This window comes from Qipengyuania aestuarii (genome assembly GCF_019711535.1).
Classification (GTDB): Bacteria; Pseudomonadota; Alphaproteobacteria; order Sphingomonadales; family Sphingomonadaceae; genus Qipengyuania; species Qipengyuania aestuarii.
This window is the reverse complement of the sequence record NZ_JAIGNP010000002.1, coordinates 590,064-615,447: the sequence shown is the minus strand read 5'-3', so window position 1 is coordinate 615,447 and position 25,384 is coordinate 590,064. Positions and strand designations below refer to the sequence as shown.

The window sequence follows — 25,384 nt, the reverse complement described above, 5'->3', positions numbered from 1 at the left end:
GCTCCCGGTCCACCGTGGAGAGCGGAAAATGCGTTCACCGACCTACCTCCGCCATCGCGACCGAGGCGGCTGCCGGCCGGGATAGCCGCTGAGCAAGACTGTTAGCGAAGCGCTGGGCAGGTTCGTCAACGTGAGCCGCGGCCAAGGCAATGGTTTCGGCCCCCTGCTCGTCGTCTCCCAGCCACTCTTCAAAGAGCCCTTCGTCTTCCGATGGAGTAGTATCGGCCTTGGCCACGCGGATCGGTTGCGGCGCGTCCAGGCCGCGGGGTGTACCCAGCACCGCCAGCTGGCGCTCGTGCTCGACATACTGATCCGCACGTGGCGCGGAATATCCAAATTCGACCTGGTTCCATGCAGCAAGCTGCATCTGGCTCGCACGGGTCTGGAATTCGGTTTCCAGCATTAGCTTGGACCGTTCCGAAGCGATGATTTGGCGCTCAAGCAGGCGCACGTCGCTTTTCACCGCGTTGACCTTGAAGGTCAGGGCGAGAAACAGCGCGCCGCACATGCTGAGAATCAGCAACCAGCCGATCTGGCGAATGCGCGAAGTGTGGGCCATTATGCGGCCTCCCTTGCCGGAGTGGATGTGCGGACCGCGTGGCGCAGCACCGATGAGCGCGCACGCGGATTGCGGTCGATCTCAGCCTCGGTCGGCTTGATCGCTTTCGAGATGGGGGAGAAGACCGGATCGACTTGCACCGCCATGGGGACGTGACGCGAGGCTCTCGGGGGTGAGGATGCCTCGCGCAGGAAGCGCTTGACGATCCGGTCTTCGAGGCTGTGGAAGCTGACCACCGCGAGGCGGCCACCATCGCACAACAACTGTTCGGCGGCCGACAGACCCTGCGTCAGTTCGTCGAGCTCGCCATTGATGTAAATTCGGATAGCCTGGAAGGTCCGGGTTGCCGGGTCCTTCTTGTCGTGCGGCTTGTGCCCCAGCGCCTTGCGCACCACGGCCGCCAGCTCGCCAGTGGTTTCCAGAGGGCGCGCAGCGACGATCGCGCGCGCAACCCTGCGCGACTGACGCTCTTCGCCATATTGGTAGATGACGTCGGCGATCAGGCTTTCGTCCGCGTTGTTGAGGAAGTCCGCCGCACTCTCGCCTTCCTGGCTCATGCGCATGTCGAGCGGGCCGTCGGCGGAAAATGCAAAACCGCGATGCGCCTGATCGAGCTGCATTGAGGAAACGCCGATATCCATCACTACACCGTCGACGCTCTCGACGCCGGCAGCACGCATGACATCCAGCATTTCGGAAAAGCGGTGGGGATGAAGGACGAGGCGCGCAGAGTTACCCTCTGCTTCCGACCAGTCGCGACCAGCCGAAATTGCGTCGGGATCACGGTCGAAGGCATGCACCGTAGCCCCGCGCTCGAGAAGGGCACGCGTGTACCCTCCCGCACCGAAGGTTGCATCGATCAGCACGTCGCCCGGCTGCGGGTCGAGCGCTTCGACAACCTCATCGAGGAGGACCGGAATATGAGGCGCAGCGCTCATTTGCCCTTAGCCTTGGCATCGGCGAGCAAGCTCTCGCAGGCCGCCTTCGCGCTTGCCCAATCATCACCCATCTTGGCGAGCTCTTCCGGGTTCCAGAGAGTGAAAAAGCGCCCACCACCCTGGAAATAAAGCCCGTCTTCGATCTGGCCGAGCGAGCGGAGATGATCAGGCATCACGAACCGGCCACTGTCGTCGAATGGCATTTCAATGAAGCCAAACAGCTGACTGGCGCGCGTATCGCGATCGAAGTCCTTGCCGACGCGGACAGCGATTTCTTCTTCGCGATCGAGCTGCGCGTCCAGTTCTTCCTTGCGGCTGAGCCCGAAACCAACGAGGCAGTTCCAAGTGGGGTGCTTCATCAAGCACAGAACCCGACCATCGGAGCTTTCCTTCACAGCTTTGCGGAAAAGCGGAGGGAGCACGAAGCGGCCCTTATCGCCCGCAGGCGAATAGGCTTGTCCGCTGTACCCTCCAAATTGCACTTCCCCATTCCCCAGCTTGCGTTAGCGTCCTCCCCATCAACACACCTCTCCTGTCCGCAAAAGCACGCGCTTTCACGGCGTCCGAAACCTCTCGGCGTCGCACGCAAAGACAATGGCATGTCCGATGTGTGGTGGGTTTATATCGGGACCGGCGGGGATGGAAGGGAAAATTACGGGATTTTGCGGGATAGATTTTCAAGTAATTGAAAATAAGAGGGTTTTTATTGCCCGCGCCCTTGAGAACTTTACCAGCCCATTAACTAATTCCCGCAGAATTTAGAGAGAATCGCGTGGTGATCCGGGTCATTCGACAGGCTTTCCCGTCACATCCCGCGCGCTGTCCCGTGAAATCCCGGAAGGGGGATTCTCAGTGGTGAAATATTCGGTCGATTAAGGCCGCAAGAGCGCTCTTGCGTGCTGCGTCAGGATGGTGATCATCCAGAAGTGCGGCATCGGCGACGAGCAGGGCCCGGCCCTCGCCTATCTTGCAATCTGCCACCAGCCCCTCCGCAGACAAGTCGCAGTCTGCATATGCGGCCACATCGAGCGGCTCGAAATGACCCGCAAGTTCGACCGGCAGGCTGCTCCCTTCCGAAGGTACGAAGCGCTCACCGCTCGGCTGCTCTTCGTTGAAAACAAGGTCCAGACCCCACCGCGCCAGAATGGGTGAAATGACCACCATGTCGTGAGGCCTGCGCGGATCGCCCAGTGGATGATCGCTGTGCTGGGTCAGCATCGGATCGGCAAAGATAAGTGCGCGGCCGCCTTCTCGGAGCCAATTGTCGAACGCTACGTTTTCCGAAGGCGCGAGTGGGCGCGGTTGCGCAAGAATGACCTGATCGATCCCGTTCAGCGCTCCGGCTTCCAGGGTATCGAGCGGCAAAATCTCGCTGTTCTGCTCCAGCGCCTGACGCACCCACCCATCCTCGACCTGCCCATTCAGCACCGAAGCGATGTCGCCGCCTTCACCCCAGTAAATCGGGAGAGTGGTGAACAAGCCGATTTCAGTTCTGGCAGTGTCCTGCCGCGCTTTTTCCGGAGGATCGCTTTGCGCCGATTGCACACTGCATCCCGCCAATGCCAGCGACAAAAGCGCCGCGATGGTCTTACTGCTGGGAAGCTGGAGCATCGGGAACGCCCTGTTCCGGAAGCGGAGCCGGAGATTGCGATGGCAACGGAGCCGATGGCTGGGGAAGATCAGGGACGACCCCCGCTTCGACCAAAGGATCATTCTGTTTCACCGGCTGGCTCGGCTCCGTGGTGGGCGCAGCTGCCGGTACAGCTGCGGCGTCCACTTCGAGCATGCGGTCCTGAATGAGGCTCGCAAGCCCGACCAGCAAGACCATGAGCACGATCCCCCCAATGCCGATCTGGAGCCGCTGCATCGATTGGGAGCGGGTTCCCGCAAGGGGAACATCAGTAGGCTCACCGACGGTGGGTGCGTTGCGGGTAAGATCGAGAGATCGTGGCATGCCGGGAATCTTGGGCACTGCCACGCTTCGCGTCAATCTTTCAGTTCAAGCCAGTCGAAAACAGGCAGATCCTTCGAACGAAGCCATTCCGGATTGTAGAGGGTCGAGAGGTAGCGGAAGCCGGTGTCGCAAAGAATGGTGACCACCTGCGGCTTTTCCCGGCCTTCAGTCACCAGCTTCTTGCCGAGCGACACGGCACCGGCGACATTGATGCCGCTGGAAAGGCCGAGGCACAGCCCTTCTTCGCGCAGGAGCCGGGCGACCCATTGCAGGCCCTCTTCGTCGGAAATTCGAAACTGGGTATCGATCGGCGCACCTTCCAGATTGCCGGTGATGCGCCCTTGGCCGATCCCCTCGGCCACGGACGAACCTTCGCTCTTCAGCTCGCCATGGGCATAATAGTTGAAGAGAGCGGCACCGTGCGGATCGGTGAGCGCGATCACCACGTCTTCGTCGAACTCCTTGAGCCCCATCCCCACGCCCGCGATGGTACCCCCGGTTCCGGCTGCGCAGGTAAAGCCATCGACCCGGCCATCCAGTTGCTGCCAGATTTCCTTCGCCGTGCCTTCGATATGGGCCTTGCGGTTCGCCGTGTTGTCGAACTGCCCCGCCCAGATCGCGCCGTCGGTTTCTTCCGCCATCCGGCGCGAGACGTGCTGAAAATGGTTGGGGTCGGCATATTTCGTGGGGGGTACAGTCACCAATTCGGCGCCAAGGGCGCGAAGGGTCTGCATCTTTTCTGCCGACTGGTTGTCGGGCATCACGATGATGGTGCGATAACCCAGTGCATTGGCAACCAGGGCTATGCCTATGCCGGTATTTCCTGCGGTACCTTCGACGATCGTCCCTCCCGGCTTCAGGTCTCCGCGCGCTTCTGCATCGCGGATGATATAAAGCGCTGCGCGGTCCTTAACGGACGCGCCGGGATTGGCGAATTCACACTTGCCGTAAATATCGCAACCGGCTTCCGCGCTGGGGCCCGCTAGGCGGACGAGCGGGGTGTTGCCGATGAGGTCGAGCGTCTGCTCGCGTACGGGAATTTGAGTCATGCTGGCCGAGTTAGGCGCGCGATGCCGCAGCGGCAAACAACATCAATCTTCAGGTGCGATAGTAACCTTCAGTCCATCCAGCTCTGCACCGAAAGGGATCTGGCAGGAAAGGCGCGAATTATCGGACCGGTGATCGCTGCTCTCGAGAAGGTCATCTTCATCCTCGCTCATTTCCGGCAGCTTGTCCGCGAACTCCGGATCGACATGGACATGGCAGGTGGCGCACGAACAGCATCCGCCGCACAGGGCCAGCAGCTCGTCGAAACCATTGTCACGAATGGCTTCCATGACAGTCAGGCCGGTCTCGACCTCGATCTCTGATGTTTCGCCTTCGCGGGTAGTAACGATCAGCTTGGGCATCCATTGTATCCTGTATTGCCATGCCCGCCGGACGGGCTCTATGCGGACTGCTGCTATTCAAAGCGATACGGGAAGGCAAGCCAAAGCCATGGGTCTGAAGACAGCAACCATCCGGTCGCACCTCGATGAAATTGCCAGTGGCGACCCCCTTGTAGCAGCCGCGATCGACCGCGTCGGCTACCCCGAAGAACGTATTCGCCCGACCGGATACCGGACTCTGCTACGGACAATCGTTGGCCAGCAGGTCAGCGTGGCAGCAGCAGCCTCGGTTTGGCAGAAGCTGAAAACCGAGCTCGGGGAGGACATGCCCGCAGGAGACTTGCTCGCGCGCGACTTCGACACATTGCGCGGATGCGGCCTGTCCCGTCAGAAACAGGGCTACGCACGATCGCTGTGCGAATTGGTCGTCAGCGAGGAGCTCGATCTGGAGAATCTCCCCGCAGACGACGAGGAAGCCATCGCACAGCTTATCCGGATCAAGGGGATTGGCCGGTGGTCGGCGGAAATCTACCTCCTCTTCGCCGAAGGCCGGCCCGACATCTGGCCGGCGGGCGACTTGGCCGTTCAGGCCGCGTGCGGAACGCTGCTTGGCCTTGATGAGCGGCCGAGCGAGAAAGAGACACGCGCCCTGGCGGAAAATTGGCGGCCCTATCGCGGGGCGATGGCCATCTTCACCTGGCATGCCTATGCCAATCCGGCATTATAGATTGGGAGAGATTCTATGAGCCAGCGCAAGGCAATCTTCGTCACCGGCGGCGCATCCGGCATCGGCCGCGCCATCGCACTCTATTTCGGGCAGCGGGATTATTTCGTCGGCCTCGCCGACATCGACGAAGCCGGCATGCGCGAAACCCTCGACATGGTCGGGCATGGGTTCGTGTTCCAGCAAGCGCTGGATGTGCGAGATCGCGCCGCCTGGGATCGCGCGCTCGATGGCTTTGCAACGGCAGCCGGCGGCCGGATCGATGTCGTGGCCAATAATGCCGGTATTCCCCTCGGTGGTCTTCTGATCGAAAACAATGAGGAGGAAATCACGCGCTGTCTCGACATCAATCTGAAGGGCGTGCTCTTCGGGGCGCAAGCCGCCTATTCGCACCTGAAACAAACTGCGCCCGGATCCTGCCTGCTCAACACTGCAAGTGCAGCCGGGATTTACGGGACGCCGGGTGCGAGCGTCTATTCCGCCACCAAGTTCGGCGTTCGCGCCATTACCGAAAGTCTCGATGCCGAATGGGCGCAAGATGGGATCAAGGTACGCTCGATCATGCCCAGCTTCATCGATACGCCGCTGCTGGATCACAATGCCAATGCGATGAGCAATGACATGATCCGCCGCCGCGTGATGGACGCAGGCCTGGAGATCACGCCGGTGGAGGAAGTGGCCAAGGCAGCGTGGGACGCGGTGCACGGAGAAAAGCTGCACACCACCGTCGGCAAAACAGCCAAGACCCTCGCCTTCGGCGCTCGCTGGCTGCCAGGCCGGCTGCGGAAACAGACGCGCTCGGCCGCGAGACCGCTGCTTCGCTGAGCACTACGGCAGGTTGAAGACAGTGACCGCTTGGGCCGGGACAGAATGGAGCCCGGCGCCAGACGTTCCGCCTATACCAGCTTGTCGATCTTCTTCGCCATGTTCACGTCGCGCAGGCTGAGCCCGCCCGCATCGTGGGTGGTCAAGGTGATTTCGACCTTGTTGTAGACATTGAACCACTCGGGGTGATGATCGCGCTTCTCCGCAATGATCGCGATGCGTGTCATGAAGGCAAAAGCTTCGGCGAAATCGGCAAATTCGAAAGCGCGTTCGATCGCTTTGCCTTCCCGGCAAAGCGACCATTCCGGGAGCGCCCTTAGCCAGCTGTCCCGTTCTTCGGGGGTCAATTCCTCGACGGCCATGCGCGAATCCTCTGTTGCTTGTCGTGCCCGCGCCTTTTGCCTATCGCTGCCGCCCATGCAAGCGCAGCTCATCGCAACCGACATCGCCTGCCGTAGAGGTGATAGGCTGCTCTTCCGGGGCCTGTCGCTAAACTGCGCCAGCGGCGATGCGGTCCATGTTACCGGGGCGAACGGGATCGGCAAATCCAGCCTCATGCGCATCCTGGCGGGGCTGGCCCGGCCTTTTGCAGGCGAAATATCATGCACCGGTGCAATCGGTTTGGTCGACGAGCGGCTTGCTCTCGACATGAACCAGTCGCTTGGCAAGGCGCTCGCCTTCTGGGCGAGATTGGACGGATCTTCGGCAGATGGAGAAATGCACGCACTGCTTCAGCTCGAACCTCTGATGGATATACCGGTACGCTATCTCTCTACCGGCCAAAAGAAGCGGGCTGCGCTGGCCCGCCTTCTCACTCGTGACTGTCCGATCTGGTTGCTGGACGAGCCTTTGAACGGCCTTGATACGCAAGCGCAGAACACAGTCGAGATGTTGATTTCCAGGCATTGCGAGCAAGGAGGCATCGCCGTGGTCGCTTCGCACCAGCCGATCGCACTGGCTGGCGAAACCCTCGACATCGAAAGCTTCACCCGGTGACCGCCATTTTTGCCCTGCTTCGGCGAGATCTCGGCTTGCTTTTACCCGGCGGCAGCGGCGGAGGCGTCTTGCCCCTGCTGTTCTTCCTCGCAGTGGCGATGCTTTACCCTTTCGCCGTAGGTCCCGACGCGCAGATGCTGGCGCGCACCGGCGGAGGCGTGATCTGGGTTGCCGCGCTTCTCGCAGCCATCCTGCCACTTGAGAAACTGGTGGCGGGCGATCTGGAAGCCGGCGTTCTCGACCAGCTGTATTTACGCGGGATCAGCGAGGAATTGGCGATGGCCGTCCGCCTGCTGGCACACTGGCTCGCCTTCGCTCCGCTGCTGCTTCTTGCCACATTACCCGCCGCTGCCCTGCTCAATTTGTCGCCGGATACCATCCGGACGGTCGTGTTGGGATTGCTATCGGGCACACCGGGCCTCGCTGCGGTAGGCCTCACGGTGGCAGCCTTGACGGCAAGCATGCGCGGAGGCGCTGCGCTCGCCGGGCTGATGGTCATTCCGCTTGCGGTCCCGATCCTGATTTTCGGAGCGGGAGCGCTTTCCCGGCCCGACAGCTCGGGCCTTCTTCTGACAGCGGCAATCAGTCTGGTATTGGCCGCCGTGACGCCCTTCGCCGCAGGTGCGGCAGTGCGAGCATCACGGGATTAGATCACGTTCAGCCGATGTCTCGCCTCAATAGGGCGGTTGATGCAGACCCTTGGGGCTTTCGGTGAAGATTTCGACCCCGTCTTCGGTGATCGCAATCGAGTGTTCGAACTGCGCGGACAGGGATTTGTCACGCGTCACGGCAGTCCAGCCGTCATTGAGCATCTTGGCCTGCGGGCGGCCCAGATTGATCATCGGTTCGATTGTGAAGAACATGCCCGGCTTGAGGAGCGGGCCAGTGCCCTTGCGGCCGGTGTGAATGACTTCCGGCGCATCATGGAACAGCCGCCCTACCCCGTGGCCGCAGAATTCCTGCACAACGCCATATCGGTGGGACTTTGCGTGGGCTTCGATAACCGCACCAATATCACCCAGTCTCGCCCCCGGCTGGCTCGCGGCCTCGATGCCGAGCATGAGGCATTCGTATGTCACATCCACCAGTTTGCGGGCCTTCAACGCCGGTTCCCCGGCGAAGAACATCCGGCTGGTATCGCCATGCCAGCCATCGAGCAGGGGCGTGACGTCGATATTGACGATATCACCGTCCTTCAACGCCTTGTCGGACGGAATACCGTGACAGATCACATGGTTGATCGAAGTGCAGCAGCTATGTGCATAGCCGCGGTAACCCATGGTTGCAGGCACCGCACCGGCATCGAGCGTCATTTCGCGGACCTTGTCGTCGATCTGTCCGGTGGTAACGCCGGGGCGGACAAGCTCGGTCAATTCGTCGAGAATTTCCGCTGCCAGCCGTCCGGCCTTGCGCATGCCCTCAAAACCATCAGGCCCATGAAGCTTGATGGTTCCATCGCGATAAACGGTCTGTTCGCTGTCGATTACCTGATATTCTGTCATGCGCACCACTTAGTGATGTCGGAACGAAATTGCGAGCGCTCTAGCTCCCGACCTTGAATGCACTTGCGAATTGCGGCTTCACCGCGTCGAGAACAGAAGCGTTGACCGGGAAATCCAGTTCGTAGTCGCCTTCTGCATATGCCCCTGCAACATAAGGGCCAAAATAGATACCGATGCGGTTGAACGCCGTGCCATCGGAGGATCCGACCAATACAGTGGCTTCGTCGATACCCGGGCAATCGGTGGACCATTCTCCATCGCGAGTAACGGGTTCGCCTCGCCGTTTCGCCCGCTCCTGGTCCAGTGCATCGCAAAGCTTCGCGCCCAGCGCGGTTTCCAAAGCGACGGCGGAGTTGAACAGCTCGACCCCCTTCATGCCGCGCTTGCGTTCCCGGTCCCATACTAGCGAACTCTTGCCGTGGTTGCCGTGTGCTCCACCGGTATAGACGTAGAAGTCTGCCGAAAGGCTCAGCCAGTCATCGAGATCGGCGACCACTTTCCATTCTTTCTCGAAATCGCGGTTCCTGCATGCTCCGCATTCTTCAGGCGACGCCTTGATCGCTTCCTGCCAATCGCCCTTCTGTTCCGCCAATTGCTTGGCGCGGTCGGCCTCGAAGCGCGCTGCGAGTTCCGGAATGCGATTGACGGCAGCCGGCCAGCTGTAATCGAAGGTCCGCTTGCCACCATTGCTTTCCGCATCATCTTCAAAGGTCGTCCCGGTCACCGCTGGCTGAGCGGGTGGTTCGGGGGCCGCGGGAGCCTCCACGCGCGCATTCATCGCTTCGACAGGAGCGGCGCTCTCATCCGCCGACCGCGAACAACCCGCGCTCGACAGCGCCACGGAAATCAGGAACAGAGACTTGTACATCGAATTACCTTGGCACCAGAAAGATTAATCGGAAGAAAACTAACATGGCCGACAAAGCCGACCTAATCCAGGCGGATCGCGGACAGCAGGCTGTCCCCATTTTTCTCGTCAATCGCGAAGGATTTCCCGAGTGGGAGAAGACCCTTCCCGCCGGACAGCGCGCCGCGCTGGACGGCCAGAAATTCGACGGAAGCGGCTATCAGGTTGCAATCGTGCCCGACGGCGACGGCTGGTTTGCGGTTGGCGGGGTAGCCAATCCTGAAAACCTGTCCAGCTGGTGCCTGGCCAAGCTGGCAGAACAATTGCCCGAAGGCACCTATCGGCTTGCGAAGGGAGAACCCGGACCCGCGCTCCACGGGTGGCAGACGGCTCAATATGCCTTCACCCGTTACAAAAAACCTGAAAAGCCCGTTGGCCCGCGCATTCTTCTGACCAAGGAAGCGCAGAAAATCGATGCCGCCATGGCGGAAGCTCAGGCGGTGTGCCTCGTGCGCGATCTGGTCAACACGCCTGCCGAGGACATGGGCCCGGCAGCGCTGGAAGACCAATGTGAACGCCTCGCCAAGGATCATGGCGGCAAATTGGCCGTCACCCGCGGCGACCAGCTGGAGCAGGATTATCCGATGGTCCATGCGGTCGGGCGCGCTGCCGCACGGCACCATGCCCCGCGGATCATGCATCTGACCTGGGGCAAGGAAAGCGATCCCGTACTGGCCATCGTGGGCAAGGGCGTGTGCTTCGATTCCGGCGGTCTCGATGTGAAGAACTCGTCCGGAATGCTGCTGATGAAAAAGGACATGGGCGGCGCAGCGCACGCAATCGCCCTTGCCCGACTGGTCATGGGAGCAAAGCTTCCGGTGCGGCTGCATCTGCTCGTTCCAGCAGTCGAAAATGCCATTTCCGGCAACAGCTTCAGGCCTGGGGACGTGCTGAAATCGCGCAAGGGCCTGACCGTCGAAATCGGCAATACCGATGCTGAAGGGCGGCTGATCCTGGGCGATGCGCTGACTCGCGCCAGCGAGGAGAAGCCGACACTCATCATCGACTTCGCCACGCTCACCGGTGCGGCGCGTGTCGCGCTTGGTCCGGACTATCCCGCGCTCATGACCCGCCGCGATGAGACGGCGGCTGAATTGATCGAAGCCGGCAAGTCGGTTGATGACGAACCATGGCGCCTGCCTCTGCCGGAAGCCTATGTCGAATGGCTGAACTCCGAAATCGCGGATACCAACAATGCGCATGGCAATTCCTTCGCCGGAGCAAGCGTGGCAGGTCTCTTCCTCGACAAATTCGTAGGCGATGGCCTCGACTGGGCGCATTTCGACACCTTCGCCTGGAGGCCCGCCGCCAAACCGGGACGGCCCAAGGGCGGAGATGCTTACGGATTACGCGCGGCATGGCACATGCTCCAGAAGCGGTTCGCTGCATCGTAGAAAGAGCACCAAGCTTGCCCCGCAGCCGCTACGCGGTTAAGCGCTCGCGTTTGCATCAAGGGACCAATACGTGAGCGCTGCGGCCGATTACACATTACCTACCGGAATAGTCGGACTGAAGGGGCCGGTGAGCAAACCTGCGCCCGGCACGCTGCCGCTGCGCGGCGATCTGGCGCACATCGCGCTCGCGAATGGTTATCTGGCAGCGCATTATGTCATCCCCATCAAGCGCACGCTTGGCGATCGGGACGTCACGCTGAAACTTGGCTCGCGCAGCGACGCTGATGAGGGCGCGACGCTTGCCGCCGGATCCGAAGTGGAGCTGCTCGACTGCGAAGGTGACTGGGTGTGGCTGACTGCCGGGCCCGAAGGCCCCAGCGGCTATACGCTTTCGGACGCACTGGTTCCAGCCGATGCCGCATAAGATATTTATCGACGGCGCTGCAGGCACGACCGGGCTCGAGATCGCAGAACGGCTTGCGCCGCGTAGCGAATTCTCGCTGATCACGCTCGACGATGACCGGCGCAAGGACGCCGGCGCGCGCCGCGAAGCATTGAACGAAGCCGATGTCGCCATCCTCTGCCTGCCGGACGATGCCGCACGCGAGGCGGTCGAGCTGATCGACCCGGCCAGCGGTACGCGGGTTATCGACGCCTCGAGCGCGCATCGGACGACCGAAGGCTGGTGCTACGGATTTCCGGAACTGGTCGGCACCGAACGCGTCGCCGATGCCCGCCGGGTGAGCAATCCCGGCTGCTACCCCACCGGGTTTCTCGGCCTTATCGCTCCGCTGGTTCGTGCCGGACTACTCCCGGCCGACTGGCCCTATACCGTCAATGCGGTCAGTGGTTATTCGGGCGGCGGAAAGGCACTGGTCGAACGCTACGAAAGCGGCGAGGCACCGGGCTTCCGCGCCTATGGCTACGATCTTGCGCATAAGCACCTGCCCGAAATGAAAGCTCATGCGGGGCTCGATCATCCAGTCCTGTTCGCGCCTGCCGTGGTGCCGGTCTATCGCGGAATGATCGTGGAGGTGCCGTTGCATCTGGGCGCAATGCCAAACGATCCCCACGCCGATGCGTTGCGCGGCGCTCTGGCCGAGTTCTACGAAGGCTCGCAGGTGGTCAAGGTGCGTACCGACCCGGCCCAAAAGGAACTTCTCCTCGAATCCGGAGCCGAGCCTGACGACAGCATGGAGCTGTTCGTATTCGGCAACGAAGGCGGCTGGAATGTCCGGCTCGTGGCCCGGCTCGACAATCTCGGCAAGGGGGCGAGCGGTGCGGCGGTCCAGAACCTTAATCTGCTATGCGGATTGCCCGAGACAGCCGGCCTCAAGCTCGGCTCTGCCCAATAAACAGGCAGCAGCCGACCAGCCTTTGGGCAGCGCCGCGATCGCTGGCTAGGCAAAATCACGCAGTTCAGCCGTTCATGGGTTTGGCACGTTTCTTGGAACGTCGCGCGAAACATGACATGACGTTGCTGTGCGGATTCGTCCCGCACGGCAGCAGACGGGACCGGTAGACACGTGAAAAAGATCGAAGCGATCATCAAGCCCTTCAAGCTCGACGAGGTGAAGGAGGCTCTCCATGAGATCGGCGTGTCTGGCATCACCGTTACCGAAGCCAAGGGTTTCGGCCGGCAGAAAGGCCATACCGAACTGTATCGCGGCGCCGAGTATGTGGTCGATTTCCTGCCCAAGGTGAAGCTGGAAGTTATCGTCCCGGCCGACATCGCAGAACGCACGGTGGAAGCCATCGCCGGCGCCGCGCAGACGGGCCGGATCGGCGACGGCAAGATCTTCGTCAGCCCGATCGAAAGCGCCATGCGCATTCGCACGGGCGAGAGGGATCACGACGCCATCTGATTTCCCGCGGAATTTTCCTGCCCGCCAACCCGGCGGGCGCATTACGAACTACCCTAACGGAGGCAATACATGTCAAAGGCAAACGACGTCCTGAAACGCATCAAGGACGAGGAAATCGAATGGGTCGACCTCCGCTTCACGGACCCCAAGGGCAAGTGGCAGCACCTGACCATGGTCGCATCCACACTGGATGAAGACCAGCTCGAAGACGGTCTGATGTTCGACGGTTCGTCGATCGCCGGCTGGAAGGTCATCAACGAAAGCGACATGATCCTGAAGCCGGATCTTGAGCGCGTTTACGTCGATCCATTCAGCGCCGAACCGATGATGATCGTGTTCTGCGATATCGTGGAACCTTCGACCGGCGAATGGTATGCCCGCGATCCGCGCACGACCGCGAAACGCGCCGAAGCCTATCTGAAGTCGACCGGTATCGGCGACACGATCTATGTCGGCCCGGAAGCCGAATTCTTCATGTTCGACGATGTTCGCTTCGAAGACGGCTATGCCGGTTCGGGTTATCGCCTCGACGATATCGAATTGCCGACCAACACCGGCCGCGAATATGAAAGCGGCAACCTTGCCCACCGACCGCGCGCCAAGGGCGGTTACTTCCCCGTTGCCCCGGTCGACAGCGCCGTCGACATCCGCGGCGAAATGGTTTCGACCATGATGGAAATGGGCCTCCCATGCGACAAGCATCACCACGAAGTGGCCGCGGCGCAGCACGAACTCGGCCTCACCTTCGGCACGCTGGTCGAAACCGCCGACAACATGCAGATCTACAAATATGTCGTGCACCAGGTCGCGCATATCTACGGCAAGACCGCGACTTTCATGCCCAAGCCTATCAAGGACGATAACGGTTCGGGCATGCACACGCACATGTCGATCTGGGACGATGGCAAGCCGACCTTCGCCGGCAACCAGTATGGCGGCCTCAGCGAAAACTGCCTCTATTACATCGGCGGCGTCATCAAGCATGCCAAGGCCCTGAACGCCTTCACCAACCCGACCACCAACAGCTACAAACGCCTGGTTCCGGGCTTCGAAGCGCCCGTGCTGCTGGCCTATTCGGCCCGCAACCGTTCGGCTTCCTGCCGCATTCCCTATGGCGCGGGCGACAAGGCAAAGCGCGTGGAATTCCGTTTCCCCGATGCGATGGCCAACCCCTACCTCGCCTATGCCGCGCTGCTGATGGCCGGCCTCGACGGGATCCAGAACAAGATCCACCCGGGCGAAGCCATGGACAAGAACCTGTACGATCTGCCCCCGGCAGAGCTGGCAGACGTTCCCACCGTCTGCGGATCCTTGCGCGAAGCGCTTGAGGCGCTCGAGGCGGATCACGAATTCCTGCTGAAGGGTGAAGTCTTCACCAAGGACCAGATCGAAGCCTATACCGAGCTGAAGTGGGACGAGGTCCTGCGCGTCGAAACAACGCCCTGCCCGGCTGAATTCGACATGTATTATTCCGCCTGATCGAGCGGAGTTACCGACTAAAGAGGCGTCCGGGGCAACCTGGGCGCCTTTTTGTTGGGCCAATGATATACCAATTCTTAGGGTGCCCGCCCTATCGCCCGTGATGATGAAAACTTTCCATGGCAAGACCGCGTGAGCATCTGGCATACGAAGCTTGGCGAACAGGCGGATGAAGGCCGCGCCGAGCGCATCATCCTGAAGAAAAGGCGCAAGCAGAATCCCACGGCAACGGGCCTGGGTGCAGTGGCGATCGCACGGACCGGCTCGCGTGCCGGGCTGCAACGCAATGACAAACGAAGCGCCCTGAAAGAAAGACCCGTCCGGGCCCTGCATCAGGGTGCGCATTTTGACGCGACGCTTCTCGATATGTCCGCCAACGGGATCATGATCACGGGGCAGATTCCTGCCGGACGCGGCGATCGAATTTCGCTGACGATCGGTGACGCACCTCCCATCGCGGCATTCGTCCGCTGGATGCGTGACGGAAGGATCGGCCTGGAGTTCTGCGGTCATACCGAGCTCGCTGCGGCAGAGGAAACCTGCGAAGCCGTGCTGACCTCCGTCTTGCCCGGCCCGCTCGTGGATAAAAACGATCAGGCGGACGCATCCACGCTGCCCCTGCCGCGCCAGGCAAATGGCCGCGCCCGGCTGGTCTGGATCGGCAAATTGACGTGCGAGGGGCGCAGTGTCACCGTGCGACTGCGGACCATTTCTGAAGGCGGCGCTGTCCTCTCGCTGGCGGCGCCCTTAGGCGTGAGCGATGGAGCCAAAGTGGCGCTGGACTTGCGTTACTCCAAACGGATGACCGGCAAAGTCGATTGGTGCGCGGCACAGGAACTCCATCTCAGGTTCGACAAGGCCATCGACATCTCGGCGTTGCGGGACGAACCCTGTGCCGAAATCGTGGCCCAGGACCCGGCTGCCCTCGATCATCTGCGCAACCACGAAGATCAGACCGACCTGGATCAGCTGAATATCAAGGCGCTGAGGATCGGGCATTGGCAGCCAGCATGCGAGGAGACGCACCGCGCCGTCTCTCTTGACGAACTGCATGAACTGCTGGCAGCCGATGGACGTCCCTCCGCAGCCTGAACTCAAGGCGAGGTAAGTCCACCGGCGTCGTGCTTGCGGCTGCCGCTCAGCCCCCTCCCGTCAGTCGCTGCGTCAGATTGTCAATTGGGCCCTCGCGTCAGCAGCCCCCGCTTGGCGGACTGCCAGAACGCCGCGACCAGCAGAGAAGCAGCGAATAACGTCACCAGGTCCAGCGGTCCCGGGGCGATGAGAAAACCCGTGTGGGCCAGGATCGCCCATCCACCACCAATCAGGATTACCAGAACGAAGGACGATGCCATCGCATCGCGTGACAGTTCCTGCTGCAGCTCGTCGGTATGGCGGCCCATGAGCTTCGACACCAGCACGCCCAGCACCACCAGAGCGATGGTCAAGCCGGCCCCTGCTTCGGGCGTAAACCAGCCATCAGGTCCGGAAAGCGCCAGGATCAGCAGGGCCAGGCCGAAAGCAGCCATTCCCACGGCGCTATAGCAAAGCTGGACCTTCATCTCGCGCAGTTCATCCGCGTCTTCCACGTTCAGCACCTTGGCCCCGGCATTGGGCAGAAGCGTACCGATCAGGACTGCAAGAGCGGAGAGAATGTAAATGAGGGCCGTAAGCCCGGCAATTTCCGCAGAGGTAGAGAGGCCGGCGTCGGTTCCCCGATCGGTCAGCCGGAGAAAGGCTAAGGCCCCCAGGAAACCGGCAACAGCTCCCACTGCGATAGGCAAAAGCAGCTTCCTCACTTTGCTGTGGCTATCTGTGGTGCTTGTCATGCGATCGGCTCCCATTCGTCGATAAAAAGATCTGGCACGGCGACAGCGAACAACTTCGCCATCCGCAATGCGAGAGGCAGCGAAGGATCGTATTTGTCGGTTTCGACGGCGTTCACCGTCTGCCGCGAAACGCCGAGCCGACGAGCCAGTTCACCCTGGCTCCACCCCCTCGCCTCGCGTTGCTCCTTGACCCGGTTTCTCACGATCCAACCTGCTTCCTGTAAAGAGCTCTTTACTGACAAGAGCTCTTTACAGTCAAGAGCTCTTTACAGCCGAGTCCGATTTTCCATTTTCCTACACGCGAAAAATCTGCCCAATCCCTCTGCCTTCCCGAACCGAAAGGAATGCGCATGAACCGCAAAATCATCTTCGATACCGTCCGGCAAATGCTTGGCCGCGGCTTACGGCAAAGCGAGGTCGAGACGCTCGACCTCGCTATCGATCAGGCCTTTGAGCAGGACGTCGATCGGGGACAGAGTCCGGCGCCTGGAGCGGGTGAGGAAAATTACCCTCAGGACAGTGCTCCATGTGCTCCATCCTGTAGGATTTCCCCAGCGGGAATCCAACTTATCCAGCGTTTCGAATCCTGCGCCCGCCTGCGGCCAGACGGGCTCTATGAAGCCTATCCCGACCCGGGCACCGGGGGAGCTCCCTGGACCATCGGATGGGGATCGACCGGACCGGGTATCCACCAGGGGACCGTCTGGTCGCAGGAGCAATGCGACAGGCGCTTCGAAGCGGATCTCGTCCGCTACGCCGCAGAGGTTTCCGCCGCGATCGGCTCCGCGCCTACCACACAGCATCAATTCGATGCTCTCGTGAGCTTTCACTACAACACGGGCGCCATTCGCCGCGCAACTCTTACGCGGCTGCACATCGCTGGCCAGTTCGACCGGGCCGCAGCGGAATTTGCCCGATGGCGATATGCCGGCGGACAGGTCCTCAAGGGCTTGGTCCGGCGGCGGCGTGAAGAGGCACGGTTATACGGAATGCAATAGTGGGACACTGCCCACCTTGCGCGACGATGAACCGGAACCGACTCCGCCCGCCCGCCGTTTCTCAGGCCAAAGGAGTATTACAAATGCGTATCCTCATGGCAGGAGCGGCAGCCCTCGCGCTAGCCGCAAGCGGTGCCGCAGCCCAAGGAAAAGGCAATGGTAACGGCAACGGCAACGGCAACGGTAACGGAAATGGCAACGCCGCCGCAGCCCAGCAAAAGGGCAATGGCGGGGGCATGAAAGCCAACCGCGGCCCTGAAAGAATGGCTCAGGCCAATCCCGGTAACGGCAACGGCCGTGGAAACGGAAACGCCAAGGTCAAAACCGATCGGGGTCCCGATCGCTCTCCCATCCGCGCCGAACGCGACAATGGAAACGGCAACGCGCCCATCCGTGCGAACAATGGCAACCGCGGCAATGGCAACGGTAACAGCGATCGCGACGTCTTCAGAGAGCGCGGGAACGGCAATGTGCGCACCGCCTATGACGATGTGCGGCGCGTGCGTGACGGAAGCTGGCTTTCGCGTGATCGCAATCGCGGTCTCATCGACGGCTGCCCTCCGGGACTCGCCAAGAAGAACAACGGCTGCAATCCCCCCGGGCAGGTAAAGGATCGCTACCAGCGCAGCCTGTTTGGCGACAATTATCGACCCAGCCTGTTTGGCCTGTCCAATTACGATCGTCGCGGCGATTACTACTACAATGACGGCTATCTCGTCCGCTACGGCAACGATGGCGGCATTTCCAGCTGGCTGCCGCTACTCGGCGGTGCGCTCGGGGTCGGCAATGTCTGGCCTTCCGGTTATCAGAGCTACAATGTGCCCGATTACTATGTCGATTATTACGATCTCGGCGGCCCCGACCGGTACCGCTACGCCGACAATGTCATTTACCGCGTCAACCCTGACGATGCTGCGATCACGTCCATTGCAGCACTGATCACGGGTGATGACATCAGCGTCGGTCAGCCGATGCCCAGCGGCTATGATGTCTACAACGTGCCGTACGCCTACCGTGACCGCTACTATGACACGCCGGATCGGCAGTACCGTTATTCGGATGGCCGGATCTTCCAGGTCGACCCCCAAACACGCCTTGTAGCCGCAGTTATCGACCTCTTGGTCTGAACGAGAGACACCTCATGAAATCCACATTCTTAAAGCCCTTGATGCTGGCTGCTGCAATTTCCGGGCTCGCCCTGCTTCCCGCCTGCAGCAGCGAATCCGAAGAACCCGCCGGCGCCGCTTCGACCCAGGAGGAAGGTACGCGCACGATGGCCGCATCTCTTAACGAGCTGCCGGATATGGCTGCGCTCAATGGCGCCATCTCCTCCGCCGAACTCGGCTCCATCTTCGATGGTCCGGGCAGTTATACGTTGCTCGCACCCAACGATAGCGCATTTGAGGCCCTTGGAGACCGCGGCCAGGTCCTGATGCAGGAAGAACAGCGTCCGATCCTGGTCGGGCTGCTGCGCGAACACATCCTGCCTGGTCACCTCACGCCGGAAAACATCGCAAAGGCGATCGAAGACAAGGGCGGCGACGTGACCATGACCACCCTTGGAGGCGGCGATGTAACCTTTTCGATGGACGGTGACGCAGTCACAGTGTCCAACGGCGATGGATCATCGGCTCGCTTCGCCAGCACTGCCACCGCAGCCACCAATGGCGTGATAATCCCTGTCGACACCGTACTGGTGCCGCAAGACGCGCCGCAAGGCTGAGCCTTCCCGATCAGTAGTCGCGGCTGATTTCCGCGACCACACTCTCGCGGCCGATGGTCGATACGCTTGCCAGCAACGATAGCCAGCTGGTGATGCGGAATTCGACCTCGGTCGCACTATATCCCCGTCCGTCGGTGATGATTTCCACATAGAAGCGGCGGCCGATGTTCTTGCCCAAGGCGACACCGGTTTCGCGGCCCAGTGCTGGATCGGCCGAAACGATGCGCAACCGGTCGAGACCAATTGCGCTCCGGAGCTGATTGATAGGATCGAGCCCGCCGCCGCCACGCAGGCTTGCGACAGCGGCCCCCAGTTGCAACGCATCCGTTGCGGACAAGGTGGTGATGGAGCCGCCAAACAGGAGCCGCGCAAGGATTTCCTCCTCGGGCAGTGCCGGATCGGAGGTGAACGCGATTTCGGTCTGCGATACGGTCCCGGACACGCTGACCACCACGTCGACACCATCGCGTTCGGTCTCTGCACGGATATCCAGCGAAGGGTCGATCGGCGCGTTCTCGTCGAAATCGATTTCCCCGCGAGTAAGTTCGAACCGCGTTCCGGCGAAAGTATAATCGCCGCGAACAACCTGCGCAGAACCACCGATGCGCGGATCGTCTGTCGTCCCACGCAGAATGATGTCGGCGCCCCATTCGCTGTCCAGTCCCATCCCGTCGACATCGATGCGGCTGTTGCCGACTGCGTTGATGAGATAGCGCCAGGGCCGTCCCGGCGCGACGACAGGGGCACGATCCGACGGTGCATTGATCTCACGCGTCGCGATCACCGGAAGCCGCATGTCCTCCGCTGCACTCGCCAAGCGCCAACTGGCGCGGTTGATCCGCACACGTCCGGCGATAGTGCCGCCAAGTCCGTTTGAAACGATCCGCAGGGGCCCTGTCACAGTCGCGGACAGGCCATTCGCTCTAAGAAGGTTTGCATCCTTCGCCGAAGCACGCAGGTCGAGCGTCGGCCCACGCACTTCGGTAAAGCGCCCTTCCACCCGCTCGCCCAATCCTTCAAGATCAACGATGCCGCTACCCGTTACCGTTCCGCCGTTTCCTGTCGATCCTGCAAAGCGCGTGAGGTTGAGACGGGACCCGGCAAATGTCCCACGCACGGTCACATTGCGGATATCCGTCCCGGAAAGAGAACTGCGGACCCGCAGATCATCGCTTCGCACCGTTCCGCGGACACGCGGGTTGGCCAAGGTGCCCGTGGCGTTGGCAGCGATTGCGGCCGGCCCGGTCAGATCGAACGCGTCGATCGCGGCCAGTCGCCATAGGCTTTCCGCAGCGCCCTGATAACGCAGCTGGGCATCGAGCCGCCCTGCGCGAAGGCGCTGGGTCAGATCGCCCGTGCTGGGCAGTCCGGTGATATAGGCTTGGATACGTCCCTGCCGAATATCCTCGTTCGCCAGGACCGCGCGCGCTTCCAGACTGCTTTCCTCAAGCCGCGCGAGAAGGGATAAGTCGACCGGTTTGGACGAGAGGACCAATCCGGATCGGGTAAGCTGGTTCAGCTTCACCCGCGCCGTACCGGTCGGCAATCCTCCACGTACCGCACGATAGTCCACGATCCCGGAAATCGTCCCACCCAATCCAAGATCGCTGGCAACGACATCCACGAGTGACAAGGGCAAGCGTGCGAGCTTGACTTCGAGCGAAGTCTCGTCGTTGCCGAATGTGCCTGAGGCGATGGCCCCGCCGTCAGCATAGTTCACCTGTGTCGGTGCCAGCTGCCAGCCACCACCATCGAGCGCGGTGAGAACGGCGCGGCGTGGCATGGTGATCTTGCGACCTGCGAACTGTCCATCTGCTGCCAATGCTATTCGATTGGGCTGGAATTGAGCGTTCAAGTCGAGCGCAAACCGGTTTCCGCGTCTGCCGGAGATGGCGGCATCCAACCTGCCCACGCCGTCAACGACCTCTCCCTGAGCGGCCATTCTACCGATGAAGAGAGTGCCATATTGCAATCCCTGCGCATTGGCAGTGCCGGAGAAATTGTAAGAGCCACCGCCAATTACGCCGGTTGCGGCGATGTCCGCACGACCGATGGAAAGCGGGGTGCTGCCGCCGAAGCTGGCATTGCGGGCCGCTAGATCCAGATCAACTCCTTGACCACCGTCACGCGGCGTCAGCGCGATCGTGCCGTCAAGGCCGCCGCCTGCCAGTGCCAAGGACCCCTGCGCACCTCCATCCACGAGAGTAAGTCCTCCCGACACATTGGTATTGGATACGGTCAGACTTTCGATATCGATGCGCGTGGGTCCACCTTGCGGAGAATAAAGTCCCAACATACCGGTGAATGGGCCGAGCACCGAACCACCTTCGGTATCAATGGAAAATCCATCAGCGTTAGGTGCAATCGCCAGACGAACATCCTCGAGCCCGGTGACCGGACGCGCGAAGACCAGCTCTGCAGTCGGTGCGCCATTTTCGATCCGCCCCTGTACCGTGAATGGTCCGTAATCGGAGTGCTCTCCGCTTCCGGCCAATGTCGTCGTCGACCCGGCGATCCGACCATTCATCGCCAGACGCAGTTTCTGCGAGTTTACGCGCAGTTGCCGAAAGTCGATCGCCGCGCCACTTCCGGTGGCGATCCCGCCGCGAACCCGGAGTGCCGGACCGGCCAGATTGGCGAGCGTGTCATTGGAGACCGGTGAAATGCGAGCGTCGAGATCGGCTGAAATTCTCCAACCAAAAGGCAAGAGATCGAAGTCGATCATCGCAGTGCCGCCTGCGGTTCCCACATTGTCCAACGCCAGACGATCGGCTCGCACAGGGCCGCGGATTTGATAGCGTCCGGAATTGAGGTTCCCACGTAAAGCCAGGTTCGCTGCAAGTCCTTGGAAAGCAATCCGCAAATCGTCTCCGACCAGCTGATCGCCAGAAAGAACGATCTGGCCTCTGCCACTGCCGTTCACGAGACGTGGATCGACCAGCTCGTTGCCGGTTTGGACACGCCCTACATTGATCGATAACGGGAGCGTCCAAGTGCTGCCGTCATAGCGCGCCGTTCCCTCCTGACGCAGCCCGGCAATATTCGTTGTTCCTGAAATCAGGCGCCCGACGGTCAACTCATGAACGATGCTCAGATCGGTGAAGGCACCATTAAGCGTGGCAGATGCCTGCGCATCTTGAAGACGCAGGCTTTCGCCGAACAGGCCTGGATCTCGCAGGCTGACATCGACTTCGTAATCGGAAATTTCGTTATCGGCCAAGTCGATCAGGCCTTCGCCGCGAAAACGCAATCCCCGACCGATCAACCTTGTGCGTCCATCGAACTTGCGTGCATCGATGGCGATGCGCGATTCTATCGCCACGTCATCGCCCAAGGCATTTGCGACAGTGCCTGTCACAAAGTCGCTTGGGTCCACTTTGCCGATCAGCCCGAAAATGCCGTCATTAGCTGTGACGCGAAGCGCGGCGATCCGGCTCTCTTGCGATCGTACGAGGAGTGCCCCCTGCCAGCGCGACCAGGTTCCGTCGCCGCGCAGCTTGGCGCTGTAGCCTTGCGGAAGGCCCAGCATGGCCACCAAGGGCCCGTCCTCGAACGCCTGGATATCCGCAGACAGATCGAAATTGTCGCCGTCCGGCTCGGCATTAATGAGGAGAGCAAGCGAATCCCGCTCACCAAGACGCGCATTGCCATCGACGAACAGTCGGCGATCTTCAATCTGCACCTCGGCATTGAGATCTACGCGTTGCGCCGTGTTCCCCGCTATGCCGGGTGCCAGCATCAGATTGTCTATCTCGAGCTGGTCGATTGAAATATCGAAGCCAGGCAGGATCGGACCGTCTTCTTCGCTCGGAATGAATTCGGGAAGGCGCGCCAAGGTGGCCCGGTGCGCGGCGAAGGTATCGATGTCGAGCCTGTTGTTCAGCCAGGCCCGCGGATTCCAGTCGATCTCGGCTTGGGGAATGGTCAGGAATACGCCCTGCGGATCTGACAGGGTGACATCGTGAAGCACGGCATCCCCATAGATGTTACCTTCGATCCGACCGACCCGGACAACCAGACCGTTCGGGAATGTTTGCTTGCTGATCTGGCTTGCCAGAAACCGCTCGCCCAGCGGCGTGTTGAGCAAGACCAGCGCCGCGACGAGAAGAAGAATCGGAGTAGCGATGAGGATAATCGCCCACTTTCCGATCTTTCGACCACGGCCACGCTTGCGCTCGGGAGCAGGCTGATCTTCCATTGCCACTTCGGTCATCAGAATGCCTGCCCTAGCGATACGTAAACGGCGACTGGCGCGTCGTCCTCGTCAGGCGTCAATGGGACGCCGACATCCAGACGGATCGGTCCGAAGCCGGTATGGTAACGAACGCCCAGTCCGGCCCCGATCTTGATCTCGTCGAAATCAGGAGTTGGGTTGGGTCCTACCGAGCCTGCATCGACGAACGGCACCACAGACACGGCCCCATCGAGGAAACCCGTGCGGATGCGCGCTTCTAACGCAAGTTCCACCAGGCTTCGGCCACCGGTCGGCTCGCCCAGATCGTTCTCCGGCCCGATCTTGCGATAGCCATAACCGCGCACGGAGCCGCCGCCGCCGGCATAGAACCGCCGCGAAGGCGCAATTTGAAGGAGGTCTGCGCCGGGGATGGAGCCGAATGTCGCGCGCCCGGCGAGTACCAGGCGATCACCGAGCGACTGGTAGTAGCTGCCGTCGACCTGGCTGCGCACGTAAAAGCTTTCGACGCCATTGGTGGTGGAAGCTTCGGGCGACAACCTGCCACCCAGACGAAAGCCGCGGGTCGGATCGAGAAGGTCGTCGGTCTCGTCGAAAAGGACTGTCCCGGGAAGCGCAGCCACAAAATAAGTCTGCCGTGGTTCCTGGATCCCATCGACGACCGGAGGTCTTTCCTGCGTGGCGATCAGTTCCAGACCGGCAGACCAGCTGAAGTTCTTCTGGAACAGCAACGTCGATTTGCGCTCGAACACACCCGTTAGCGCTATGGTGCGCGCATCGAAGGCCGGACTGTCGATCGTATTGGCATAGGCATCCAGCGTCAGCACGCGGTCGCGGCCACCGAAATTGTTCTTGCGGAAGGTGACGCCAGCCAGCTGTTCTTGCGTTCCCGCGATGCCGCGGACGCGCAACGATCCTTCGGGGGGGAAGAGATTGCGGTGTTCCCAGCTGGCCTGGATGCGAATACCTTCTTCCGATCCATAGCCGATCGCGCCGGCAATCGTACGCAACTTGGCCTGCTGCAGCTCTACGTCCATCGCCACGACACCCGGCTCTACTCCTGTCGGCGGCGTTACTTCCCGCGGGGTGACGGAGACCGAGGAAACGAGGCCGGTCGCCGTAATCGCACGGCGCAGGTCGAGGGAAAGGCTGCGCTGATAGGTATCGCCGGGTTCGAAGCGGGCGATCTTGGCCAGATGCTTGCCCGACAGGAAGTCCGGCTGGCTGCTGACGACGCCGCCGAAGACATATTTGCCATTGGGCGTCACGTTCAAGGTCAGATCGCCTTCGACACGTTCATGGTCGATCAGCAATTCGGGCGCGTCGATGGCTGCGAAGGGATAACCGGTTTCGCCCAGCGCCCGATCCAGGTCGAACTGCTCCTGCACGATCGTGTCGCTCTGGAGGTAGTCACCCGGATAGATCTCGAAGGCATCTCGCAGCTCCGCGCCATCCGGAGCGGAAAGTAGACTGCCAAGATCGACCGCTCCGATCTTGTATCGCTCGCCCGGAAGTATGTCGAAACGCACCGTCGGCGTTTGCGCCGCCGCCTCATCGCCGACCTGCAGATTGCCGATCGAGCGGATGACCTGGCCATCGTAATAGCCATAGACCCTCAGCAGGTCGCCAAGCAGTTCTTCGTCTTCGCGGGCACGCGCCGCCAGCTGCGCAAGATTGGCCTCGGAATCTTCGAGCTCTTCGATCGTCGACAGAGCCTCGAAGCGCTCTACGAAATCGCCGCGGTCGGAAAAAGGCGGTTCAGTCTGAGGGAAGCCCAGCACCAGATTGTCGGCGATGCGTTCGGTTTCGGCCTCCTCGAACGATACATTGGCCTGCCCAAGATCGAGATCCGCGAACTCGATATCCTCTTCTGGTTCGAGCGGCTCGAAATCCTCGATCGCGATGTCGTCCGGCCACGGCAGGTCGAAACCGGGCGGCTGGGCGATAGGCGTGTCGGGATCCGGTGCAGTGACATCTGAGGATTCGACCGTCTGATCGGCCCCCTGCTCTGCCCAAGCATCAGGGTTTTCGACGGCGCTGTCCGGGATCAGATCATCAAGCGTCTGCGCATGCGCAGCCGCAGAGAAACCCAGCAAGGCGGCCGCAGCCACGCA

The 25,384-nt window shown here is 61.1% G+C and carries 27 protein-coding genes; 13 read left to right on the top strand and 14 right to left on the bottom strand.

What is annotated here, in order from left to right; translation table 11 throughout:
- Positions 1-34 precede the first annotated feature (34 nt).
- From K3175_RS08120 to K3175_RS08090, 7 genes are all read right to left on the bottom strand, one after another.
- Complete coding sequence (locus tag K3175_RS08120) at positions 35-559, bottom strand: hypothetical protein (RefSeq protein WP_221542854.1); 525 nt, start codon at positions 557-559, stop codon at positions 35-37.
- Complete coding sequence (gene rsmH / locus K3175_RS08115) at positions 559-1,497, bottom strand: 16S rRNA (cytosine(1402)-N(4))-methyltransferase RsmH (protein ID WP_221542853.1); 939 nt, start codon at positions 1,495-1,497, stop codon at positions 559-561. The genes K3175_RS08120 and rsmH overlap by 1 nt, the downstream gene beginning before the upstream one ends.
- Positions 1,494-1,979 (bottom strand): division/cell wall cluster transcriptional repressor MraZ, encoded by a 486-nt coding sequence (locus tag K3175_RS08110; protein WP_221542852.1) that lies wholly within the window; start codon positions 1,977-1,979, stop codon positions 1,494-1,496. Before K3175_RS08110 ends, rsmH begins: the two co-directional genes overlap by 4 nt.
- Before the next feature lie 367 nt (positions 1,980-2,346).
- A complete protein-coding gene (locus K3175_RS08105) occupies positions 2,347-3,108 on the bottom strand; it encodes a GldG family protein (protein ID WP_221542851.1) in 762 nt (253 codons plus the stop codon).
- Positions 3,086-3,475, bottom strand: a complete 390-nt coding sequence (locus tag K3175_RS08100) for a hypothetical protein (protein ID WP_345719340.1) — start codon at positions 3,473-3,475, stop codon at positions 3,086-3,088. Before K3175_RS08100 ends, K3175_RS08105 begins: the two co-directional genes overlap by 23 nt.
- 8 nt (positions 3,476-3,483) lie before the next feature.
- Positions 3,484-4,500, bottom strand: a complete 1,017-nt coding sequence (locus tag K3175_RS08095) for a cysteine synthase A (protein WP_221542850.1) — start codon at positions 4,498-4,500, stop codon at positions 3,484-3,486.
- Positions 4,501-4,542: 42 nt separating this feature from the next.
- Positions 4,543-4,860: a 2Fe-2S iron-sulfur cluster-binding protein gene (locus K3175_RS08090; RefSeq protein WP_221542849.1), complete on the bottom strand. Its 318-nt coding sequence runs from the start codon at positions 4,858-4,860 to the stop codon at positions 4,543-4,545.
- Positions 4,861-4,948: 88 nt separating this feature from the next.
- Between K3175_RS08090 and K3175_RS08085 the strand changes: the two genes are divergently transcribed.
- Entirely contained in the window at positions 4,949-5,566 is a 618-nt protein-coding gene (locus K3175_RS08085) for a DNA-3-methyladenine glycosylase family protein (protein WP_221542848.1), read from the top strand.
- A 15-nt stretch (positions 5,567-5,581) separates the two neighbouring features.
- On the top strand, positions 5,582-6,388 hold the full coding sequence (locus K3175_RS08080; protein ID WP_221542847.1) for an SDR family oxidoreductase: 807 nt from the start codon (positions 5,582-5,584) through the stop codon (positions 6,386-6,388).
- Between the two features lie 71 nt (positions 6,389-6,459).
- Here the strand turns inward: K3175_RS08080 and K3175_RS08075 are convergent, their stop codons facing one another.
- Positions 6,460-6,750, bottom strand: coding sequence for a 4a-hydroxytetrahydrobiopterin dehydratase (locus K3175_RS08075; protein WP_221542846.1), 291 nt, complete (start codon positions 6,748-6,750; stop codon positions 6,460-6,462).
- A 55-nt stretch (positions 6,751-6,805) separates the two neighbouring features.
- On the opposite strand from K3175_RS08075, the gene ccmA reads away from it, so the two are divergent.
- Both ccmA and K3175_RS08065 read left to right on the top strand, forming a co-directional pair.
- Positions 6,806-7,384: a heme ABC exporter ATP-binding protein CcmA gene (gene ccmA, locus K3175_RS08070; protein WP_221542845.1), complete on the top strand. Its 579-nt coding sequence runs from the start codon at positions 6,806-6,808 to the stop codon at positions 7,382-7,384.
- A complete protein-coding gene (locus tag K3175_RS08065; RefSeq protein WP_221542844.1) occupies positions 7,381-8,034 on the top strand; it encodes a heme exporter protein CcmB in 654 nt (217 codons plus the stop codon). The genes ccmA and K3175_RS08065 overlap by 4 nt, the downstream gene beginning before the upstream one ends.
- A gap of 24 nt (positions 8,035-8,058) precedes the next feature.
- Here the strand turns inward: K3175_RS08065 and map are convergent, their stop codons facing one another.
- Positions 8,059-8,886, bottom strand: a complete 828-nt coding sequence (gene map, locus K3175_RS08060) for a type I methionyl aminopeptidase (RefSeq protein WP_221542843.1) — start codon at positions 8,884-8,886, stop codon at positions 8,059-8,061.
- Positions 8,887-8,926: 40 nt separating this feature from the next.
- Entirely contained in the window at positions 8,927-9,754 is an 828-nt protein-coding gene (locus K3175_RS08055; RefSeq protein ID WP_221542842.1) for a PdaC/SigV domain-containing protein, read from the bottom strand.
- A 44-nt stretch (positions 9,755-9,798) separates the two neighbouring features.
- Here K3175_RS08055 and K3175_RS08050 point away from each other — a divergent pair, with 44 nt between their 5' ends.
- The 6 genes from K3175_RS08050 to K3175_RS08025 all read left to right on the top strand — a co-directional run bounded on the left by K3175_RS08050 (position 9,799) and on the right by K3175_RS08025 (position 15,623).
- Positions 9,799-11,187 (top strand): leucyl aminopeptidase family protein, encoded by a 1,389-nt coding sequence (locus K3175_RS08050; protein WP_221542841.1) that lies wholly within the window; start codon positions 9,799-9,801, stop codon positions 11,185-11,187.
- Between the two features lie 70 nt (positions 11,188-11,257).
- The gene (locus K3175_RS08045; RefSeq protein ID WP_221542840.1) at positions 11,258-11,611 is read left to right on the top strand and encodes a hypothetical protein; all 354 of its coding nucleotides are present in this window, start codon (positions 11,258-11,260) and stop codon (positions 11,609-11,611) included.
- Positions 11,601-12,542, top strand: a complete 942-nt coding sequence (argC, locus tag K3175_RS08040; protein WP_221542839.1) for an N-acetyl-gamma-glutamyl-phosphate reductase — start codon at positions 11,601-11,603, stop codon at positions 12,540-12,542. Before K3175_RS08045 ends, argC begins: the two co-directional genes overlap by 11 nt.
- A gap of 171 nt (positions 12,543-12,713) precedes the next feature.
- Positions 12,714-13,052 (top strand): P-II family nitrogen regulator, encoded by a 339-nt coding sequence (locus tag K3175_RS08035; protein ID WP_221542838.1) that lies wholly within the window; start codon positions 12,714-12,716, stop codon positions 13,050-13,052.
- A 69-nt stretch (positions 13,053-13,121) separates the two neighbouring features.
- The gene (gene glnA / locus K3175_RS08030; protein WP_221542837.1) at positions 13,122-14,531 is read left to right on the top strand and encodes a type I glutamate--ammonia ligase; all 1,410 of its coding nucleotides are present in this window, start codon (positions 13,122-13,124) and stop codon (positions 14,529-14,531) included.
- A gap of 132 nt (positions 14,532-14,663) precedes the next feature.
- On the top strand, positions 14,664-15,623 hold the full coding sequence (locus K3175_RS08025) for a PilZ domain-containing protein (RefSeq protein WP_221542836.1): 960 nt from the start codon (positions 14,664-14,666) through the stop codon (positions 15,621-15,623).
- 80 nt (positions 15,624-15,703) lie between these two features.
- Here the strand turns inward: K3175_RS08025 and K3175_RS08020 are convergent, their stop codons facing one another.
- Together K3175_RS08020 and K3175_RS08015 are read right to left on the bottom strand one after the other, a co-directional pair.
- The gene (locus K3175_RS08020) at positions 15,704-16,357 is read right to left on the bottom strand and encodes a hypothetical protein (protein ID WP_221542835.1); all 654 of its coding nucleotides are present in this window, start codon (positions 16,355-16,357) and stop codon (positions 15,704-15,706) included.
- Positions 16,354-16,560: a helix-turn-helix transcriptional regulator gene (locus K3175_RS08015; RefSeq protein WP_321207876.1), complete on the bottom strand. Its 207-nt coding sequence runs from the start codon at positions 16,558-16,560 to the stop codon at positions 16,354-16,356. Before K3175_RS08015 ends, K3175_RS08020 begins: the two co-directional genes overlap by 4 nt.
- A gap of 147 nt (positions 16,561-16,707) precedes the next feature.
- Here K3175_RS08015 and K3175_RS08010 point away from each other — a divergent pair, with 147 nt between their 5' ends.
- The 3 genes from K3175_RS08010 (at position 16,708) to K3175_RS08000 (ending at position 19,078) form a co-directional block, all read left to right on the top strand.
- Entirely contained in the window at positions 16,708-17,355 is a 648-nt protein-coding gene (locus K3175_RS08010) for a lysozyme (protein WP_221542834.1), read from the top strand.
- Between the two features lie 83 nt (positions 17,356-17,438).
- Positions 17,439-18,482: a DUF1236 domain-containing protein gene (locus tag K3175_RS08005; protein ID WP_221542833.1), complete on the top strand. Its 1,044-nt coding sequence runs from the start codon at positions 17,439-17,441 to the stop codon at positions 18,480-18,482.
- A gap of 14 nt (positions 18,483-18,496) precedes the next feature.
- Entirely contained in the window at positions 18,497-19,078 is a 582-nt protein-coding gene (locus K3175_RS08000) for a fasciclin domain-containing protein (RefSeq protein ID WP_221542832.1), read from the top strand.
- Positions 19,079-19,088: 10 nt separating this feature from the next.
- Here K3175_RS08000 and K3175_RS07995 read toward each other — a convergent pair whose 3' ends face one another.
- On the bottom strand, positions 19,089-23,291 hold the full coding sequence (locus K3175_RS07995; protein WP_221542831.1) for a translocation/assembly module TamB domain-containing protein: 4,203 nt from the start codon (positions 23,289-23,291) through the stop codon (positions 19,089-19,091).
- The gene (locus tag K3175_RS07990; RefSeq protein WP_345719339.1) at positions 23,291-25,381 is read right to left on the bottom strand and encodes an autotransporter assembly complex protein TamA; all 2,091 of its coding nucleotides are present in this window, start codon (positions 25,379-25,381) and stop codon (positions 23,291-23,293) included. Before K3175_RS07990 ends, K3175_RS07995 begins: the two co-directional genes overlap by 1 nt.
- Positions 25,382-25,384 lie beyond the last annotated feature (3 nt).

Coding starts and splice junctions, on each gene's coding strand:
- K3175_RS08120 (WP_221542854.1), bottom strand. CDS start 559: ATGGCCCACACTTCGCGCATTCGCCAGATCGGCTGGTTGCTGATTCTC.
- rsmH (WP_221542853.1), bottom strand. CDS start 1,497: ATGAGCGCTGCGCCTCATATTCCGGTCCTCCTCGATGAGGTTGTCGAA.
- K3175_RS08105 (WP_221542851.1), bottom strand. CDS start 3,108: ATGCTCCAGCTTCCCAGCAGTAAGACCATCGCGGCGCTTTTGTCGCTG.
- K3175_RS08095 (WP_221542850.1), bottom strand. CDS start 4,500: ATGACTCAAATTCCCGTACGCGAGCAGACGCTCGACCTCATCGGCAAC.
- K3175_RS08090 (WP_221542849.1), bottom strand. CDS start 4,860: ATGCCCAAGCTGATCGTTACTACCCGCGAAGGCGAAACATCAGAGATC.
- K3175_RS08085 (WP_221542848.1), top strand. CDS start 4,949: ATGGGTCTGAAGACAGCAACCATCCGGTCGCACCTCGATGAAATTGCC.
- K3175_RS08080 (WP_221542847.1), top strand. CDS start 5,582: ATGAGCCAGCGCAAGGCAATCTTCGTCACCGGCGGCGCATCCGGCATC.
- K3175_RS08075 (WP_221542846.1), bottom strand. CDS start 6,750: ATGGCCGTCGAGGAATTGACCCCCGAAGAACGGGACAGCTGGCTAAGG.
- ccmA (WP_221542845.1), top strand. CDS start 6,806: ATGCAAGCGCAGCTCATCGCAACCGACATCGCCTGCCGTAGAGGTGAT.
- map (WP_221542843.1), bottom strand. CDS start 8,886: ATGACAGAATATCAGGTAATCGACAGCGAACAGACCGTTTATCGCGAT.
- K3175_RS08055 (WP_221542842.1), bottom strand. CDS start 9,754: ATGTACAAGTCTCTGTTCCTGATTTCCGTGGCGCTGTCGAGCGCGGGT.
- K3175_RS08050 (WP_221542841.1), top strand. CDS start 9,799: ATGGCCGACAAAGCCGACCTAATCCAGGCGGATCGCGGACAGCAGGCT.
- argC (WP_221542839.1), top strand. CDS start 11,601: ATGCCGCATAAGATATTTATCGACGGCGCTGCAGGCACGACCGGGCTC.
- glnA (WP_221542837.1), top strand. CDS start 13,122: ATGTCAAAGGCAAACGACGTCCTGAAACGCATCAAGGACGAGGAAATC.
- K3175_RS08020 (WP_221542835.1), bottom strand. CDS start 16,357: ATGACAAGCACCACAGATAGCCACAGCAAAGTGAGGAAGCTGCTTTTG.
- K3175_RS08010 (WP_221542834.1), top strand. CDS start 16,708: ATGAACCGCAAAATCATCTTCGATACCGTCCGGCAAATGCTTGGCCGC.
- K3175_RS08005 (WP_221542833.1), top strand. CDS start 17,439: ATGCGTATCCTCATGGCAGGAGCGGCAGCCCTCGCGCTAGCCGCAAGC.
- K3175_RS08000 (WP_221542832.1), top strand. CDS start 18,497: ATGAAATCCACATTCTTAAAGCCCTTGATGCTGGCTGCTGCAATTTCC.
- K3175_RS07995 (WP_221542831.1), bottom strand. CDS start 23,291: ATGACCGAAGTGGCAATGGAAGATCAGCCTGCTCCCGAGCGCAAGCGT.